This window comes from Campylobacter sp. 2014D-0216 (assembly GCF_014931215.1).
Classification (GTDB): Bacteria; Campylobacterota; Campylobacteria; order Campylobacterales; family Campylobacteraceae; genus Campylobacter_D.
This window is the reverse complement of sequence record NZ_CP063089.1, coordinates 1,021,319-1,037,025: the sequence shown is the minus strand read 5'-3', so window position 1 is coordinate 1,037,025 and position 15,707 is coordinate 1,021,319. Positions and strand designations below refer to the sequence as shown.

Here is a 15,707-nt window from a genome sequence, read left to right as displayed (position 1 = left end):
TTTAAAGCTAAAAAGGTTTATAATTTAGCTTTTTAAAATTTTAATAAAGGGAAAATAAAGTGTTTGAAATAGTAAGTGAGTCATTTAAATCCGCAGTAAATAAACTTCGTTTTGTTGATGATGAAAAAGCTTTAAAAAACGCTCTTGACACTTTAAAAAAAGCCCTTTTAAAAGCTGATGTACACCATAAAGTTACTAAAGAATTACTTACTTTAGTGGAAAATGATGTAAAAACAAATGGTATAGGACAAAAGCAGTTTTTAGATTCGATCAAGAAAAATTTAGAAGAAATCCTTAGCGTAAAAGGTAAAAATCAAGGATTTGTTTTTGCAAGCAAACCACCTACAGTTGTTTTAATGTGTGGTTTGCAAGGTGGTGGTAAAACAACTACTACAGTTAAAATTGCAAATTATTTAAAACTAAGAAATAAAAAAGTATTAATCGCTGCATGTGATTTACAAAGACTTGCAGCAGTAGAACAGTTAAGACAACTTACTCAAGCTAATGAGCTTGATTTATTTTTTATTGAAAATGAAAGCAACCCTCTAAATGTAGCTAAACAAGCATTGGAAAAAGCAAAAAATTCTATGTATGATGTGTTGCTTGTGGATACTGCAGGTCGTTTGGCTATCGATACAGCATTGATGGAAGAGCTTAAAGAAGTTAAAACGATTTTAAATCCTGATGAAGTTTTTTATGTAGCGGATGCTATGAGTGGTCAAGATGGGGTTAAAACAGCTAGCAGTTTCAATGAAGCTTTGGAGATCACAGGGGTTATACTAAGCAAATTTGATGCAGATACTAAAGGTGGAGTTGCTTTAGGTATTGCAAAGCAAATTGGAGTGCCTTTGAGATTTATCGGTGTGGGTGAAAAAGTAGCCGATTTGGAAGTGTTTATCCCTGATAGAATTGTTAATCGTATCATGGGCGAAGGTGATTTAGCGACTTTAGCTGAAAAAACTGCAGCGATTATTGATGAAAAAGAAGCAAAAAAACTCAATAAAAAAATCAAAAAAGGTGAGTTTAACTTTAATGACTTTTTAAATCAAATGGAAAGCGTTAAAAAACTTGGTAGTATGAAATCAATCATTGGTATGATCCCTGGTTTGTCTTCTATGGCAGCAAATATCAAAGATATTGATTTGGATAATTCTAAAGAAATCATTCATATTAAAGCAATGATCTCTTCTATGACGCCAAAAGAAAGAGAAAATCCTTCTTTGTTGAATAATGCAAGAAAACGCCGTATAGCAGAGGGTGCGGGGTTATCACAGATGGAGGTAAATCGCTTTTTAAAACAATTTAGCAATGCAGCTAAACTTGCCAAGAAATTTTCAAATAAAAAAGGTATGGAAAATTTTATGAATATGTTACAACAAGCTAAAAGACCACAATAATTAAAGCTTTTTTATGGATATATAAGTTAAAATATCTATAACAAAATTTTAATTTATTTAGGAGTACTAAAATGACAGTAATCAGACTTACAAAAATGGGACGTAAAAAAAGACCATTTTATCGTATAGTTGTAACTGATAGCAGAAAAAGACGTGATGGTAGCTGGATAGAAAGCATCGGATATTATAATCCTATGGTAGAACCTGAAGTAGTAAAATTTGATGCTGAGCGTTTAGCTTACTGGAAAAGTGTAGGTGCTAAATTAAGCGATAGAGTAGCAGCTATTACAAGCAAATAAAATGGTTGAAAATTTTTTAAGAGAATACGCAAAGTTAATTGTTGATTTTCCTGAAAAAGTTGTTATAAAAAGACAAAATTTAGAAAATAATTTTGCCGAAATTATCATTTATGTAGATCCGGTTGATACTGGTAAGTTGATCGGAAAAAATGGAAAATTAATCAACGCTATAAAAACAGTCATCATGGCTTATAAAGTTAAAGATGCAACTTCATATCGTATAACGGTAAAAGCTATTGAAGAATGATCTAGTCCAAGTTGCTAAACTTGGAAAAAGTGTTGGTTTGAAAGGTTATGTAAAATTACATAATTTAAGTGATTTTTATGAGCAGTTTAAAGCAGGTGCTAAATTTTTTGATATTCATCAAAAAATTTACACCATAAAAGCCTTTGATAAAACAAGATCTTTGGTTTTATTTGATGGTTTTGAAAGTGTTGAAGCTGCTAAAACTTTAACTAATGTTGTGCTTTATCAAAGCATAGAAACTACTAAAGAAACTTGCAAATTAAAAAAAGATGAGTATTTTTATTTTGACATTATAGGTTGTGAAATTTTTGAAAATGATCAAAAACTAGGTGTAGTTGAAGATATTTTGGAAAATGGTGCAGGGTTTTTATTTTGCATTAAATGTGATGAAAATTTAAAAACTAATGTCAAAAATTTTTATATTCCTTATGTGGATAAATACATTCAAAAAGTTGATATAGAAAATAAACAAATTATCACACAATTTGCCATGGATATTTTAGAAAATTCATGAAATATACTTTTGTAAGTTTATTCCCAGAGTTAATAGAACCTTATTTTCAAACTTCGATTTTAGCAAGAGCAAAAGAAAAGGGTATTTTAAAGTTAGCTTTTGTTAATCCTAGAGAATTTACTACTAATAAGCATTTGAAAGTTGATGATTATAAAATAGGCGGTGGTGCGGGATTGTTGCTGCAAGCTCAGCCTTTATATGATTGTTTAACGCATATAAAAAAACAAGATCAAAACGTGCATTTTGTCTTTCTCTTACCTTGCGCTAAAACTTTTAAACAAAATGATGCCAAAAGATTAAGTAAAAAAGAGCATATTTGCTTTGTAAGTAGTCGTTATGAAGGTTTAGATGAGCGTATTGTTGAAACATTTGCAAATGAGGTGTTTTCTATAGGTGATTTTATCCTTACAGGAGGAGAATTAGCTTCTTTAGTGATGAGTGATGCTATTAGTAGAAATATTAAAGGTGTGCTGGGGAATAGTGAGAGTTTGAGTGAGGAAAGTTTTGAAAATGATTTATTAGAGGCACCATCTTTTTCTAAGCCTTTTGTTTTTGAAAAAGAAAATAAAAAATTTTGCGTGCCTTCAGAGTTTTTAAAGGGAAATCACGCTAAAATCACAGCTTTAAAAACTACTTTGGCGTCTTGCAAAACGAAATATTTTCGTCCTGATTTGTATCAAAAGCATGAACGCAAATTTTAAGGAATATCGTTATGAAAAATAAATACATTGAGCAATTTGAGCAAAAACAAATTGAAGGTAAAAATGTTCCAGAATTTCGTGCTGGAGATACTTTAAGACTTGCTATTCGCATTAAAGAAGGCGATAAAACAAGAATTCAAAATTTTGAAGGTATTTGTATAGCACGTAGAGGAAATGGCGTAGATGAAACTTTCATCGTTCGCAAAATAGGTGCTAACAATGTAGGCGTTGAAAGAATTTTCCCTATTTATAGTGAAAGTTTAGAAAGTATTACAGTACTAAGAAGAGGTCGTGTACGCCGTGCTAGATTATTCTACTTAAGAGATAGAAGAGGTAAAGCAGCGCGTATTAAAGAACTTAAAAAATAATTGTGAAATTTAGAACACAAAAATACGAAGTTATTTCTTGGGAACAAGAAATACAAAATGGCATAAATATATCTAAGAAAATAGAGAATGATTATGCTAAAGAAATCTGCATTAATATGTCAAAAGACAGCTTTATGAAAGATCATAAAGCACCTTTTGATATCACTATACATGTTTTAAAAGGCTCTATTGACTTTGGAGTTTTAAATCAGCAAATCTTACTAAAAACGTTAGACAGTATAAGTTTAAAGGCTAATGAAGTTCATAATCTTTTGGCATTGGAAGATTCTATCGTCCGTTTAACTTTATATAAACAAGATAGTCTAAAACGTGTCGAAGCGGTTTTAAAATCTTAATTTAAGACTTGTTTTGTATAATTTAAGCTTACTAAATTTAGGGTTAAGTTATGAAATGGACAAAAAATTCTTGGAGAAATTTCCAAATTCAACAACAACCACATTATCCTGATCAAAACCAACTACAAGAAGTTATCGCAAAGTTAGAAAAACTACCTCCATTGGTTTTTGCAGGTGAAGTGGATAGGCTTAAAAAATCTCTTGCAAAGGTTGTAAATTCTCAAGCGTTTTTGCTTCAAGGGGGAGATTGTGCTGAAAGTTTTGTGAATTTTGGTGCTGATAATATACGAGATATGTTTAAAATCATGCTACAAATGGCCATAGTGCTTACTTTCGCTGGTTCATGTCCTATCGTAAAAGTAGGGCGTGTTGCGGGGCAGTTTGCAAAGCCAAGAAGCAGTGACTTTGAAGAGCTTGATGGGGTTAAGCTTCCAAGCTATCGCGGTGATATTATCAATGGTTTTGAATTTAATGAAACATCAAGAATGGCAGATCCTAAAAGAATGCTAGAGGCGTATTATCAAAGCGCTACGACTTTAAATTTGCTTAGAGCTTTTTCAAAAGGTGGTTTGGCAGATTTAAGGGTGGTGCATAAGTGGAATTTAGGTTTTTTAAAAAAAGCAGAGCTTGGACAAAAATACGATGAGCTTAGTGAAAAAATCACTCAAGCTTTGGCGTTTATGCAAGCATGTGGTATCACTGATACGCCAAATCTTTCTCAAACCGCCTTTTACACCTCTCATGAAGCCTTGCTTTTACCTTATGAGGAAGCTTTGACTAGAGTAGATAGTTTAAGCGGGGAAATTTATGATTGTTCAGCGCATATGCTTTGGATAGGTGAACGCACAAGAAAGGTTGATGAAGCGCATGTGCATTTTTTAAGTGGAGTGAAAAATCCACTTGGTGTTAAACTTAGTGCTAATTATGATTTAGATGAGATCAAAAAGCTAGCAAATGTTTTAAATCCAAACAATGAAGCGGGTAGGTTAAATTTCATCATTCGTATGGGTTGTGAAAAGATAGAAAATGCCTTGCCAAGATTATTTAAAGAGTTGAAAAAAGAAGGATTTAACATCCTTTATAGTGTTGATCCTATGCATGCTAATACAGTCAAATCAGGGAATTTTAAAACAAGAGAATTTGACAAAATTATTCAAGAAGTACGTGCGTTTTTTGAAATCGCTATAAGCGAAGGGGTTTATCCTGGAGGGGTGCACCTAGAGATGACAGGGCAAAATGTAACCGAATGTGTAGGTGGTTCTTTGAATGTCACCCAAGAAGAACTTTCTAAACGCTATGAAACACAATGTGACCCAAGGTTAAATGCTGATCAAGCTTTAGAGTTAGCGTTTATTATCGCAGATTTAGTTAAAAAGGCAAGAAAATGTTAAAATTTTATGGTATTAAAAATTGTGGTAGTGTTAAAAAAGCTATGGATTATTTAAATTCCAAGCAAATTGAATTAGAGTTTTTGGATATTAAAAAGCTAGATGAGGAAACTTTGGAATTTTGGCTTAGCAAAAGAAGTGTTTTAGAGCTTGTCAACACAGCAGGTACGAGTGCTAGAAAAATAGGGCTAAACAAAGAAAAACTTCAAAGCCTAAGTCAAGATGAGATTAAAGCGATGATTTTGCAAAGTCCTACACTTATAAAACGTCCATTGATTGTGAAAGATGGTGAGGTTTTCATCGCTAAAGAGTATGAGAGCTTCTAAACCCCACCCAACTCCCCAGAGTTTGCTAATAAGCATTAAGCTTTTTAGCTTAATGTTATTAGAGAGTTTGCCTAATAAGGAGTTTGGTATTTATATACCATTACACACTTGTATTCTTGATTAACGTGCTTTTGTTTGTTGTTGTTTGTTTGTTGTCTATAATTATTTCAAGCAAACTCTGGGCAATTGAGTTTAGTTTCACACTAACTATCATAGTTAGTGTGAAAAAACTTACCACCATAAACCTAGTTTTAAAAACATCGTATGTGAACTAGTATCATCAAAGGTAAATGCACCTGCATAATTGAGTGATAAGTCAGCATTATGTGCTATAGCATAAGAAAGACCTAATTGTCCAAACCCATAATACTTTGAAGTTTCTACTTTTGCACTAAGATGATTAGTGCCTAGTTTTAAATTTCCTTTTGCATCATTGTATAAGTTTACAATAGCTCCCATAGTAAGATTGGTTCTTAATTTATCACTCCATGGTTTATACCATTTTAAAGCAGCACTTGCATCAATAAAATTAAACTGTTCTGCTAGGTAGTGTTCTTTTGTTCCACCTAAGTGATAAAGAGAAAAGTTTTTATTACTCATACCATAATAACTAAGACCAAGCTCAGGAGAAATTCTTGCAATATCTAAAGTATTATAATAATTTGCACCTAGTTTAATTTCTGCTCCATAACCATATACCTTAGTATCACTTTCTACACTAACAGGTAAGCTTTGATAGCTTTTTTCTATATCACTTTGAGTATAATCTAAGATTGTTCTAGCACTAAGATAGTATTGATTAATCCCATCTCTTGCTAATACTCCATAATAAGTTAAACCACCATAGTATGTTTTATCATCAAATCTTAGTCTTTGTCTAGCTTGTTCTTTTTTACTATCTTCATATCCTAGATAAAAACCTATCACACCATAGTCTTTAGGTAGTTCTCTTTGAGAACCTCCTATTAAACCACTAGTATTAACCTTTAAATGACCTGTTGTTTTTCCTATCTTGATATTAGAGTGATTATAATAAGGCAATAAGAAAGTATGGTTTTTTGCATGTGGGTTTTTATTAGGAATGAAGATGTCTTCTAATTCTGCTAATAAGTCTGCATCATTACCATAAGCTTCACCTTGTTTAGATAATTGCATATTTAATGCTTGAGAGAATTCTGTTTGGAAGTTTTGAGAGGTGATGTCTCTTAACATATTAGAGATATTAATCGCTCTTAATCTTGAAGCATATACCATAGACTTTGCTAAGGTTTTACCACTAAGTTCTTTAGTATCTACTACGGCTGCATATTGACCCTTACCTACATTCACAAAGTTATAAATTCCACTAATGCTATGGATATTGCTTGCATCTACACCTGCACCATTGTTAGTTTCATTTCCTTGGCTATTTCCATTTTTATCTGCAAAGAAAGTATTACTATCATAGATTTGATTTAATACTAAATCTTTAGTATTAACATAAATATTATCTGCATAAATACCACCTAGATTATCTCCACCTATGATGATAGAATTTTCTAATCTTTGGTTGTTATCTTTAGTATATTCTAAAGCATTAAAATACCAACCATCTATGCTAATTTTACCCTTATTATTGTTTTCTAATTGGTGGCCATTGTTATTTTTACCAATAAAGCCATTATTATGTTCACTTGCTTTGTTAAAGCTTGGAGTAAAATTAGAACTAAGTGTAATAGTACCTGTATTTGTAATACCATTGTGTATGCTACCATGATTGATGATATTCATAGAGCCTTCATTGTTAATGCCTCCATTAATGACAGCATTAGCTTGATTATATAAAAAGTCTATTGTGCCATTATTATAAATAGCATAAGCATGATCCATATTAGCTGTATCATCTAGTGTTGCTAAAGGCATTTTAACATGGCTAATGGTTCCTGAGTTGATGATAGTTCCAATATGGGCTTTGTCTTTATTGTCTTTAGTTTTTGTATTTGCTAGATTGCTAATGCTTTCTATATTGCCTTTGTTGTCTATAATGGTAATAGAGCCGCTATTGGCTAGAGTTTGTTGGATAGTACCTTTATTATCAATACCTGAATTGATTTTTCCACTATTATCTAAACCTTTTTCTAAGATAGCACCCTCATCATTCATCAAGACATCTAAATTATCTTTGTTTTCAAATTCATTGTTTATATTACCATGATTATTAAATATACCTATCTTACTTGTATCATCTCTAGTGATTGTCATATCACCATTGTTAGTGATAGAACCTACAAAAGAGCCTCCTTTTAAGTCTAAATCAGCTTTAGCACCCTCATGGTTAATGATAGAACCTACTTGACTTTTATTTGCTAGTGTGATACCATCACCATTAATAGTGCCTTTATTTTCTATAGAAGATATAAAGCTTTGATCTAGATGGATACCTTTTTCAATGGTGCCTTCGTTAAAGATAGTGCCTATTTGAGAATTACCTTTTAAGTCTATAGAACCTTGGATGGTTTTTTCATTGTTAATGGAAGTGATATAAGACTTACCATTAAGAGTGATATTGCCTGTGATAGTGTTTTTATTTAAAACAGAACCAATGATTTTAGATTCATTGTTAAGATTGATATTGCCCTTAATAGTGCCATCATTTTGCAAGGCTGTGCCATTTGGGTTGTATGTTAATTTATCATCTTTAACTGTAGCTGAGGCAATTACTGCGCCATTGTCTAGATCAATAGCGTTGGTGTTAGGGGATTTATCATTTGAGCCGATGGTGCTTTTGTTGAAGATTTTAATCCCTGTAGTGCCTCCTGCAATGATAGCGTTTTCACCTTCTGCTTTGATATGGTTTATAGAGTTATTTACACCTTCTATATAAACCCCTCCTGTATTTCCAAATATAAGTCCTTGATTGTCAATGGTTTGAATATTGCTATAATGAAAATAAATACCATGGTTTCCTATAATACTGCCTTGATTTTTAATTGTTTTAATAGAAGCATTTTCTTGAGCTAAAATACCGTATCTTCCGTATATTTCTCCTTGGTTATTTAAAGAATCAATGTTGGAATTATAAGCCATAACACCGTAATCTTTTGTTCCATTAATAGCTCCGCTGTTGTTAATTGTTCCAGTTTTTGAAGCATGTATAAATATACCTGATTGTCCATTTATTAAACCGCTATTTTCAATACTATGAATAGTGGCTCCACCGCTAGCAAATACCCCATAGTGGCTTCCACCTTGTATAGTGCCACTATTGGTTACTTTATTTGCCGTGCTTCCTTCTACTTTGATACCACTAACACTACCTTTAATCACTCCTTGATTATCAATGGTTACATTATTAGCACTACTATTTACCAAAACACCTTGTCCATTAGCATCAATCTTACCATCTTGAGTTATGGTTAAAGTACCACCATTGGGTCCGCTAATAGTGATTTGTTGATTTTTAGTATCACTTATCGTACAGTTTGTATTACTGCAACCTCCACCACTGATATCTCTTTGGTTTTTACTAGTTATTTGGATAGTACCACTTGAATGGTTATGATCACTTATGATGTTTGCATTAGCATAGCTAGCTAAAAATGAAATAGTTGCTAAAGAAAGAAAGGTTTTTTTCGTAAAAAATGAGAGTTGGTTTGATGAATTTAAAGAATGTTTGATTTGGGAATTATCGATTCCCCCCCCCCGTGAAACAAGTCATGTTTACTCCTAATATAAATGAAATGTAACAAAAGGCGTAATTATAATTTGCTAATGTTTAAAATAAGTTTAATAATAAAAATTTCATAAATAAAAACTAATCTTTATATAACAAAGAAATTTTTAAGCAGCTTTTTTCCATTTTGGCTTAGTATGGCTTCGGGGTGGAATTGTACTCCATAGATGTCGTATTTTTTATGTTTTAAAGCCATGATGATATTGTCTTCGTTGTGGGCTAAAATTTCGCATTTTTTGCCTATATGGCTAACATAAAGAGAGTGATATAAACAAATTTTAAAATTTTGTTCAAGATTTTTAAAAAGTGGATTTGGTTTAAATTTTATAGTTTTTACTTTACCGTGGGTTGGGTTGGGGAGTTTTGAAATTTTGCCACCAAAAGCATGGGCTATACACTGATGTCCTAGACAGATACCAAGAATTTTTTTAGTTTTTTTAAAGTGTTTAATGGCTTTTAAGCTTAGCTTAGACTCTTTTGGAGAGTTGGGACCTGGGGAGATTAAAAGATGAGTGAAGTTGTATTTTTCAAGTTTTTTGGGATTTTTGAATTGATCATTTTGTATGATCTGATAAGGAATGTTTAGTTCTTTGAGATAAAAAGCAATGGTATAGGTAAATGAGTCGTAATTGTCTATGATTAAAACTTTCATATAAACACCCTTTTTAAACCTCTTAAAGAGTTGATGGCGTAAATTTCTTCAGCATTTAAAAGTTCATCTTGAGTGATGTTTTTTTCTTTGATGAGTTTGTGTTTTAAAAGTGCTTGTCGGTATATGCCATTTAGGCAGTGTTTTGCATAAGGAGTAAAATACTCATTGTGGATTTTAACGATGATATTGGTTCTTGATCCTTCGCAAAGTAAGTTTTGGTCATTGAAAAAAACAACATCATAACAGTGGTGCTTTTGCCATAAAGGTGCATGGGCTTGGTATAAGCTACGCAAAGATGTTTTGTGATGAGTAAGAAGAGTTGGCTTTAGCTTGTCTTTGCTTAGGAGTATTTTGGTGCTAGGGTTGTTATGCAAGTCACTAAATTCTAACTCATAAGAGCCGTTTTTAAAAAGCTTTAGTTTGAGAGCTTTTTGGCCTTTTGGGTTAAAGTGACTTTTGGTGAGAAAAAATGCTTTATTGAAAACTGCTTCGTTGAAGCTTTGTAGAGATTTAAAGTGCGTTTTTTTATCTTTTTGGGTAAGTATGTTTTTAAAATCATGCATGATTTTTTGTGTGTTAAAGTCAAAAAATTTAGCCGAATTTAGTAGTCTTGTCAAGTGTTCTTTAAAAAATAAGACAAAATGATCTTTATAATACATCGTTTCAAATAAATAAAAATCAGGCTTTAGAATTTTGCTTTTGAGTTTGAGTTCTTCTAGCTCATCTTGCTTTTGTGAGTCCCATACAAGCCCACTGCCTACGCCGTATTTTAGATGGTTTTCGTGATTTTTTTGTTCTAAGGTGCGTATGGCTACGCTAAATTTGGCTTTATTTTTATGGATGAAGCCTATAGCTCCACAGTATATACCACGTTCTCTTTGCTCTAGGCTTTGTATGAGTTTGATTGTTTCTAGTTTGGGCGCACCGGTGATAGAACCACAAGGAAACAAGGCTTTAAAAATTTTAAAATAAGTGCTTTTTGGCTTGAGTGTGCCGCTGATTTTTGAGATGAGTTGGTGTAAAGTGGGGTAGGTTTTGACTTCAAAAAGTTTACATTTTAGGGAATTTTTCTTGATTAGTTTAGATATGTCATTGCGTAGTAAGTCCACGATCATGACATTTTCACTGATGGTTTTTTCATCTTGTTTTAAAAAAGCTTTGAAATTTTCATCCTCTTCAGGGTCGCCTGAGCGTTTAATGGTGCCTTTCATAGGTTTTGTGGTGATTTTGTTGTTTTTGATTTTAAAAAAAAGCTCAGGTGAAAAAGAAGCAAGTTCTAAGAATTCATTTTTCATATAGGCTTTATAAGGAGTGTCTTGTTTAGAATAAAGACTTAAAAAACTCTCATACATGTTAAGATTGGATTGTAAATGTAATTCTTGAGTGAGATTGACTTGGTAGCTTTGTCCTTTTGCGATGGCTTGTTTGACTTTTTCAAAATTTTGAAAATACTGCTCTTGGTCAAGTTCGCGGGTAAATTGCGGATAAAAATCTAAAGCTTGTGTTTTGTTTGAGAATTTTTTACGTGTTTTGTAAGCAAAAAAATACAAAAAAGGTTCTTTGCTTTGATAGTTTTTGTCTTCTAGGTATTTGTGAAATTCATATTGGATATAGCCTACAAAGTAGTATTTGTTTTGATTTTTTTCTATGATTTTAAAGGCTTTTTTACTTTCTTTTTGATTGTGTGCTTTGAGTTTAAAAGCAAGATCGGTGAAGAGATGTTTTCCAAAGATAGCAAATTCCATAAAAGCCTTTCATTTAAAAGTGCAAATAAAAATGCTTAAATTTATTCTAAGCTAGGTTAAAAAGCTTTTGACTAAATTTTGTATGAGCAAATTCCACCCATCTACAAGTACAAATATGAGTAGCTTAAAAGGCATGGAAATCATCACAGGAGGTAACATCATCATACCCATGGCCATTAGTACCGAGCTTACTACCATGTCAATTACCAAAAAAGGCAAGAAAAGTAAAAAGCCTATTTCAAAAGCCGTCTTTAACTCGCTGATCATAAAAGCAGGAACTAAAACTGTCAAAGGTACATCATCGATGGTTTTTGGGTTTTCTAAATTTCTAATCCGATAAAAAAGAGCCAAATCTTTTTCTCTTGTGTTTTTAAGCATAAAATCTTTAAAAGGCTTTACACTTTTTGCAAAAGCTTCTTCATAGCCGATTTGTTCTGCGATGTAAGGTTTTATACCTTCGTTGTATGATTTTGTAGCCACAGGTTCCATGATGAAAAAAGTTAAGATTAAAGCTAGGGTTACTAAAATGGTGTTAGGTGGCATGGTTTGAGTACCAAGGGCCGTTCTTAAGAAAGAAAACACCACTACAAGTCTTAAAAATGAAGTCATTACAAAAATGATTGTCGGTGCAAGTGCGAGTATGGTTAAAACTATGACAATGTTTAAAGTGGTTACAAGTTGTTGAGGGCTACTTGGTGCACTAAGACTTAAATTTACAGTTGGTATGGTTGCTTCAGCACCTAAAAGAGCTAAGCTTGATAAAAACAAAATAAATAAAACCCTCAATTTTTTTCCTCATAATATAAAAATAAAGAAAGTATTTTAGCAATTTTACTCTTAAAAGAATGCAAGATTAATTTATAAAATAAATGTAGATAATTTTTTACTTTAGCTTGATAAAATAAGCAATAAATTTTTAAAAAGGTTATGTATGAAAATTTCTGTGCTTATTTTGGCTGCTGGACTTGGCACGCGTATGAAATCACAAAACCCAAAAGTGCTTCAAAAAATCGGATCAAAAGCGATGATTTTGCATATTTTAAAACAAGCATATAAAATCAGCGATGATGTATGCGTGGTGCTTTCACATCAGAAAGAGAAAGTGGAGCAGGTGGTTTTGGAGCATTTTCCTAGCACGCGTTTCCTAGAGCAAGACTTGCAAAATTTTCCAGGTACTGCAGGAGCTTTAAGGGGCTATGAGAGTAAGCATGAAAAAGTTTTGATTTTATGTGGAGATATGCCTTTGGTAAAGGCAGAGGATCTAGAGAAAATAGCCTTAAATGAGAGTGATTTTAATGTAGCTGTTTTTGATGCTAAGGATCCAAAAAGCTATGGAAGAATAGTGCTAAAAGAAAATAAAATTCAAAAAATCGTAGAAACAAAAGACGCAAGCAAGGAAGAACTTGCTATAAGCGTTTGCAATAGCGGAGTTTATGCCATCAAAGCTTCGATTTTAAAAGAAGTGTTGCCTTTGATAAAAAATGAAAACAAAGCCAAAGAGTATTATCTCACTGATGCGGTGTATTTAGCAAGAGAAAAAGGCTATGAAATCGATGCGGTGTTTGTGAATGAGCAAGATTTCATGGGGGTAAATGATAAGGTTGAGCTTTCTTTGGCACAAGATCTTATGCAAGAAGCGATTAAAAAAGAATGGATGAGGCAAGGGGTGATTTTTCATATGCCTGCGACGACTTTTATTTCAGATGATGTAGAGTTTGTAGGTGAGTGCGAGGTGTATGAGAATGTGCGCATAGAAGGAAAATCAAAAATTATTAACTCTATCATCAAAAGTTCTAGTGTGATTGAAGATAGTGTGGTGGAAAATAGCGATGTAGGGCCTTTGGCGCATTTGCGTCCAAAATGTCAGATTAAAAACACTCATATAGGAAATTTTGTTGAGTGTAAAAATGCTTTACTTAATGGAGTTAAGGCGGGGCATTTGAGTTATCTAGGTGATTGTGAGATTGATGAGGGAACTAATATAGGTTGTGGCACGATTACTTGTAATTATGATGGGGTTAAAAAGCATAAAACTAAGATAGGTAAAAATGTTTTTGTAGGTTCTGACACGCAGTTTATTGCTCCGGTTGAAATAGAAAATGAAGTGATCATTGCAGCAGGAAGCACGGTGTATAAAAATGTAGCCAAAGGGTCTTTGTATATCAATAGAGCTAAAGCGCAAACCATAGAAGAGTTTTTCTATAAAAAATTAGGAAAAAAATGAAAACCATCTTGCTAGCAGTAAGCGGAAGTATCGCCTTTTATAAAGCTTATGAGCTTATTTCTTTATTAAAAAAAGAGGGCTTTAGAGTTAAGGTTTTGCTTAGTTTGGGTGTGATGAATTTTGCAACCAAGCTTAGTTTTGAAGCTTTAGCAGATGAGCTTTTGTGTCAAGAAAATGAGAGTTGGCAAAATACAAATAATCACATCGCTTTTAGTAAAGACTGTGATGGGGTGCTTTTTGCGCCTGCTAGTGTTAATTCTATTAATAAATTAAACTACGGGATAGCAGATAATTTGTTTATCCAAACTTTAATGGCGGTGGATAAAAGCAAACCGTTTTTGATTGCTCCTGCTGCAAATACAAAAATGTATTTGCACTTTAGCACTCAAACATCTTTAAAAAATTTAAAAGATCAAGGTTGTATCATTATAGATCCTGTAGTAAAGACTTTAGCTTGCAAAGATGAGGGCTTGGGTGCTTTGGCTGAGCTAGATAGCATTATAAGTGCTTTAAAAAGAAGTCTAATGCAGGAGGATTTTTTCAAAAATAAAAGCTTTGTTATCAGTGGTGGCGGTACTAAAGAAAAGATCGATGATGTAAGATGTATTAGTAATTTTTCAAGTGGTAAAATGGCAAAGGCTATTGCCGATGCTTTGTATTTTTTAGGTGCAAGAGTGGTGTTGGTGAGTTCGGTGGATTTTAAAACACCTTATGCATTGGAAAAATTTGAATCTTCTTTAGAATTAAAAGAGAAGTTAGAAAAATACAAAGACTTTGATGTGTTGATTATGGCGGCTGCTGTGAGTGATTTTACTCTTGAAGCTTATAAGGGGAAGATTAAGAAAAATGAACATCCAAATGGACTTGATCTAAGTTTAAAACTCAATGAAGATATATTGAAAAATTTGGATTTTAAAGGCAAAAAAATAGGCTTTAAAATGGAATTTGATCCGCAAAATGCTTTAGAAAATGCTAAAAAATCTTTAATAGATAAAAAGCTAGATATGGTGTGTTTGAATGTTTTAGATGAGCATATGGGCTTTGGAAGTGATGAAAATAGCATTTGTTTTATCACTCATAAACATACTTTTCAAAGTGCAAAAGAAAAAAAAGAAAAACTTGCTTTTATTTTGGCTGATGAATTAAGGAAGCTTTGGTGAACATCATTAATTCTACTTTGCCAGTAAGAATGCAAATTCTTGAAAAACGTGCATATAATCGTTATGTGTTGCTTTTAAATACCAAAAAACTTGAAACAAAAAGCATGATAGAGCTTGAAGTAGGGGAAGAATACTTAGCTGAAGTGTATGAAGATAGAGGGGTGATTTCTTTTAAAAATCTTTTGAAAAAACCTAAAATTCGGCTTTTTGAACAAGGTGGGGAGTTTATAGAAAGACTTTTAGAGCACGCAGACGAAGATGGTTGGTATAAAAAAGCTGTTATTCAAGGTTTGCTTAATAGTAGTCATACTTATGAATTTGAAGTGTATAAAGAAATGTTTTTTGCGTTTTTTGAAGGGGTTTATCATATACCTTTTGTATATGAAGGAAATCGAGCTTTGTTTGAAGCAAGAAAAAATGGAAATATTTTAGAGGTATATTTGTATTTTGAAATTTTTGGAGCTTTGAAGATCATTGTTAATGATGGCAAGGTAGAGCGTATACAAACACCATTTTCTAAGGTAGCACAGTTTTTGAATGAGCATTTTAAATTTGAAGTGGTTAGTTCACTTCAACCGATGTTTGTTTTTAAGAGATTGATGGATATAAAGGGCTAAA

Annotated in this window: 16 protein-coding genes; 12 read left to right on the top strand and 4 right to left on the bottom strand. The window is 32.4% G+C overall.

What is annotated here, in order from left to right; translation table 11 throughout:
• The first annotated feature begins 59 nt into the window (after positions 1–59).
• From ffh to A0083_RS05180, 9 genes are all read left to right on the top strand, one after another.
• Positions 60–1,397, top strand: coding sequence for a signal recognition particle protein (ffh, locus tag A0083_RS05220; RefSeq protein WP_197552614.1), 1,338 nt, complete (start codon positions 60–62; stop codon positions 1,395–1,397).
• A 71-nt stretch (positions 1,398–1,468) separates the two neighbouring features.
• Positions 1,469–1,696 carry a 30S ribosomal protein S16 gene (gene rpsP, locus A0083_RS05215; RefSeq protein ID WP_012661702.1) on the top strand — a complete coding sequence of 76 codons (228 nt, stop codon included), beginning with the start codon at positions 1,469–1,471 and terminating at the stop codon, positions 1,694–1,696.
• Position 1,697: 1 nt separating this feature from the next.
• Positions 1,698–1,943, top strand: a complete 246-nt coding sequence (locus A0083_RS05210; protein ID WP_120760365.1) for a KH domain-containing protein — start codon at positions 1,698–1,700, stop codon at positions 1,941–1,943.
• Entirely contained in the window at positions 1,933–2,457 is a 525-nt protein-coding gene (rimM, locus tag A0083_RS05205; protein ID WP_120760364.1) for a ribosome maturation factor RimM, read from the top strand. Before A0083_RS05210 ends, rimM begins: the two co-directional genes overlap by 11 nt.
• On the top strand, positions 2,454–3,158 hold the full coding sequence (gene trmD / locus A0083_RS05200) for a tRNA (guanosine(37)-N1)-methyltransferase TrmD (RefSeq protein WP_197552612.1): 705 nt from the start codon (positions 2,454–2,456) through the stop codon (positions 3,156–3,158). Before rimM ends, trmD begins: the two co-directional genes overlap by 4 nt.
• A gap of 11 nt (positions 3,159–3,169) precedes the next feature.
• Positions 3,170–3,526 (top strand): 50S ribosomal protein L19, encoded by a 357-nt coding sequence (gene rplS / locus A0083_RS05195; RefSeq protein WP_012661698.1) that lies wholly within the window; start codon positions 3,170–3,172, stop codon positions 3,524–3,526.
• A gap of 2 nt (positions 3,527–3,528) precedes the next feature.
• Positions 3,529–3,882 (top strand): cupin domain-containing protein, encoded by a 354-nt coding sequence (locus A0083_RS05190; RefSeq protein ID WP_232087551.1) that lies wholly within the window; start codon positions 3,529–3,531, stop codon positions 3,880–3,882.
• 50 nt (positions 3,883–3,932) lie between these two features.
• Entirely contained in the window at positions 3,933–5,273 is a 1,341-nt protein-coding gene (locus A0083_RS05185; protein WP_197552610.1) for a class II 3-deoxy-7-phosphoheptulonate synthase, read from the top strand.
• Positions 5,267–5,596, top strand: coding sequence for a Spx/MgsR family RNA polymerase-binding regulatory protein (locus A0083_RS05180; RefSeq protein WP_197552608.1), 330 nt, complete (start codon positions 5,267–5,269; stop codon positions 5,594–5,596). Before A0083_RS05185 ends, A0083_RS05180 begins: the two co-directional genes overlap by 7 nt.
• 231 nt (positions 5,597–5,827) lie before the next feature.
• Here the strand turns inward: A0083_RS05180 and A0083_RS05175 are convergent, their stop codons facing one another.
• From A0083_RS05175 to fliP, 4 genes are all read right to left on the bottom strand, one after another.
• Positions 5,828–8,947 carry an autotransporter outer membrane beta-barrel domain-containing protein gene (locus A0083_RS05175; RefSeq protein WP_197552606.1) on the bottom strand — a complete coding sequence of 1,040 codons (3,120 nt, stop codon included), beginning with the start codon at positions 8,945–8,947 and terminating at the stop codon, positions 5,828–5,830.
• Positions 8,948–9,396: 449 nt separating this feature from the next.
• Entirely contained in the window at positions 9,397–9,960 is a 564-nt protein-coding gene (locus A0083_RS05170; protein WP_120759292.1) for an anthranilate synthase component II, read from the bottom strand.
• Entirely contained in the window at positions 9,957–11,705 is a 1,749-nt protein-coding gene (locus A0083_RS05165) for a bifunctional anthranilate synthase component I family protein/class IV aminotransferase (RefSeq protein WP_197552604.1), read from the bottom strand. Before A0083_RS05165 ends, A0083_RS05170 begins: the two co-directional genes overlap by 4 nt.
• A gap of 51 nt (positions 11,706–11,756) precedes the next feature.
• Positions 11,757–12,491, bottom strand: coding sequence for a flagellar type III secretion system pore protein FliP (fliP, locus tag A0083_RS05160; RefSeq protein WP_120759288.1), 735 nt, complete (start codon positions 12,489–12,491; stop codon positions 11,757–11,759).
• Positions 12,492–12,636: 145 nt separating this feature from the next.
• Between fliP and glmU the strand changes: the two genes are divergently transcribed.
• The 3 genes from glmU to A0083_RS05145 are packed head-to-tail and all read left to right on the top strand — an operon-like array spanning position 12,637 to position 15,706.
• Complete coding sequence (glmU, locus tag A0083_RS05155) at positions 12,637–13,929, top strand: bifunctional UDP-N-acetylglucosamine diphosphorylase/glucosamine-1-phosphate N-acetyltransferase GlmU (protein ID WP_197552602.1); 1,293 nt, start codon at positions 12,637–12,639, stop codon at positions 13,927–13,929.
• Positions 13,926–15,089 (top strand): bifunctional phosphopantothenoylcysteine decarboxylase/phosphopantothenate--cysteine ligase CoaBC, encoded by a 1,164-nt coding sequence (gene coaBC / locus A0083_RS05150; protein WP_197552600.1) that lies wholly within the window; start codon positions 13,926–13,928, stop codon positions 15,087–15,089. The genes glmU and coaBC overlap by 4 nt, the downstream gene beginning before the upstream one ends.
• Positions 15,086–15,706 carry a hypothetical protein gene (locus tag A0083_RS05145; protein WP_197552598.1) on the top strand — a complete coding sequence of 207 codons (621 nt, stop codon included), beginning with the start codon at positions 15,086–15,088 and terminating at the stop codon, positions 15,704–15,706. Before coaBC ends, A0083_RS05145 begins: the two co-directional genes overlap by 4 nt.
• The last annotated feature ends 1 nt before the right edge of the window (position 15,707 follow it).

Excerpts from the sequence above, each read along its gene's own strand:
- A0083_RS05210 (WP_120760365.1), top strand. The coding sequence starts at position 1,698 with ATGGTTGAAAATTTTTTAAGAGAATACGCAAAGTTAATTGTTGATTTT.
- trmD (WP_197552612.1), top strand. The coding sequence starts at position 2,454 with ATGAAATATACTTTTGTAAGTTTATTCCCAGAGTTAATAGAACCTTAT.
- A0083_RS05170 (WP_120759292.1), bottom strand. The coding sequence starts at position 9,960 with ATGAAAGTTTTAATCATAGACAATTACGACTCATTTACCTATACCATT.
- rpsP (WP_012661702.1), top strand. The coding sequence starts at position 1,469 with ATGACAGTAATCAGACTTACAAAAATGGGACGTAAAAAAAGACCATTT.
- A0083_RS05185 (WP_197552610.1), top strand. The coding sequence starts at position 3,933 with ATGAAATGGACAAAAAATTCTTGGAGAAATTTCCAAATTCAACAACAA.
- rplS (WP_012661698.1), top strand. The coding sequence starts at position 3,170 with ATGAAAAATAAATACATTGAGCAATTTGAGCAAAAACAAATTGAAGGT.
- coaBC (WP_197552600.1), top strand. The coding sequence starts at position 13,926 with ATGAAAACCATCTTGCTAGCAGTAAGCGGAAGTATCGCCTTTTATAAA.
- A0083_RS05180 (WP_197552608.1), top strand. The coding sequence starts at position 5,267 with ATGTTAAAATTTTATGGTATTAAAAATTGTGGTAGTGTTAAAAAAGCT.
- glmU (WP_197552602.1), top strand. The coding sequence starts at position 12,637 with ATGAAAATTTCTGTGCTTATTTTGGCTGCTGGACTTGGCACGCGTATG.
- A0083_RS05165 (WP_197552604.1), bottom strand. The coding sequence starts at position 11,705 with ATGGAATTTGCTATCTTTGGAAAACATCTCTTCACCGATCTTGCTTTT.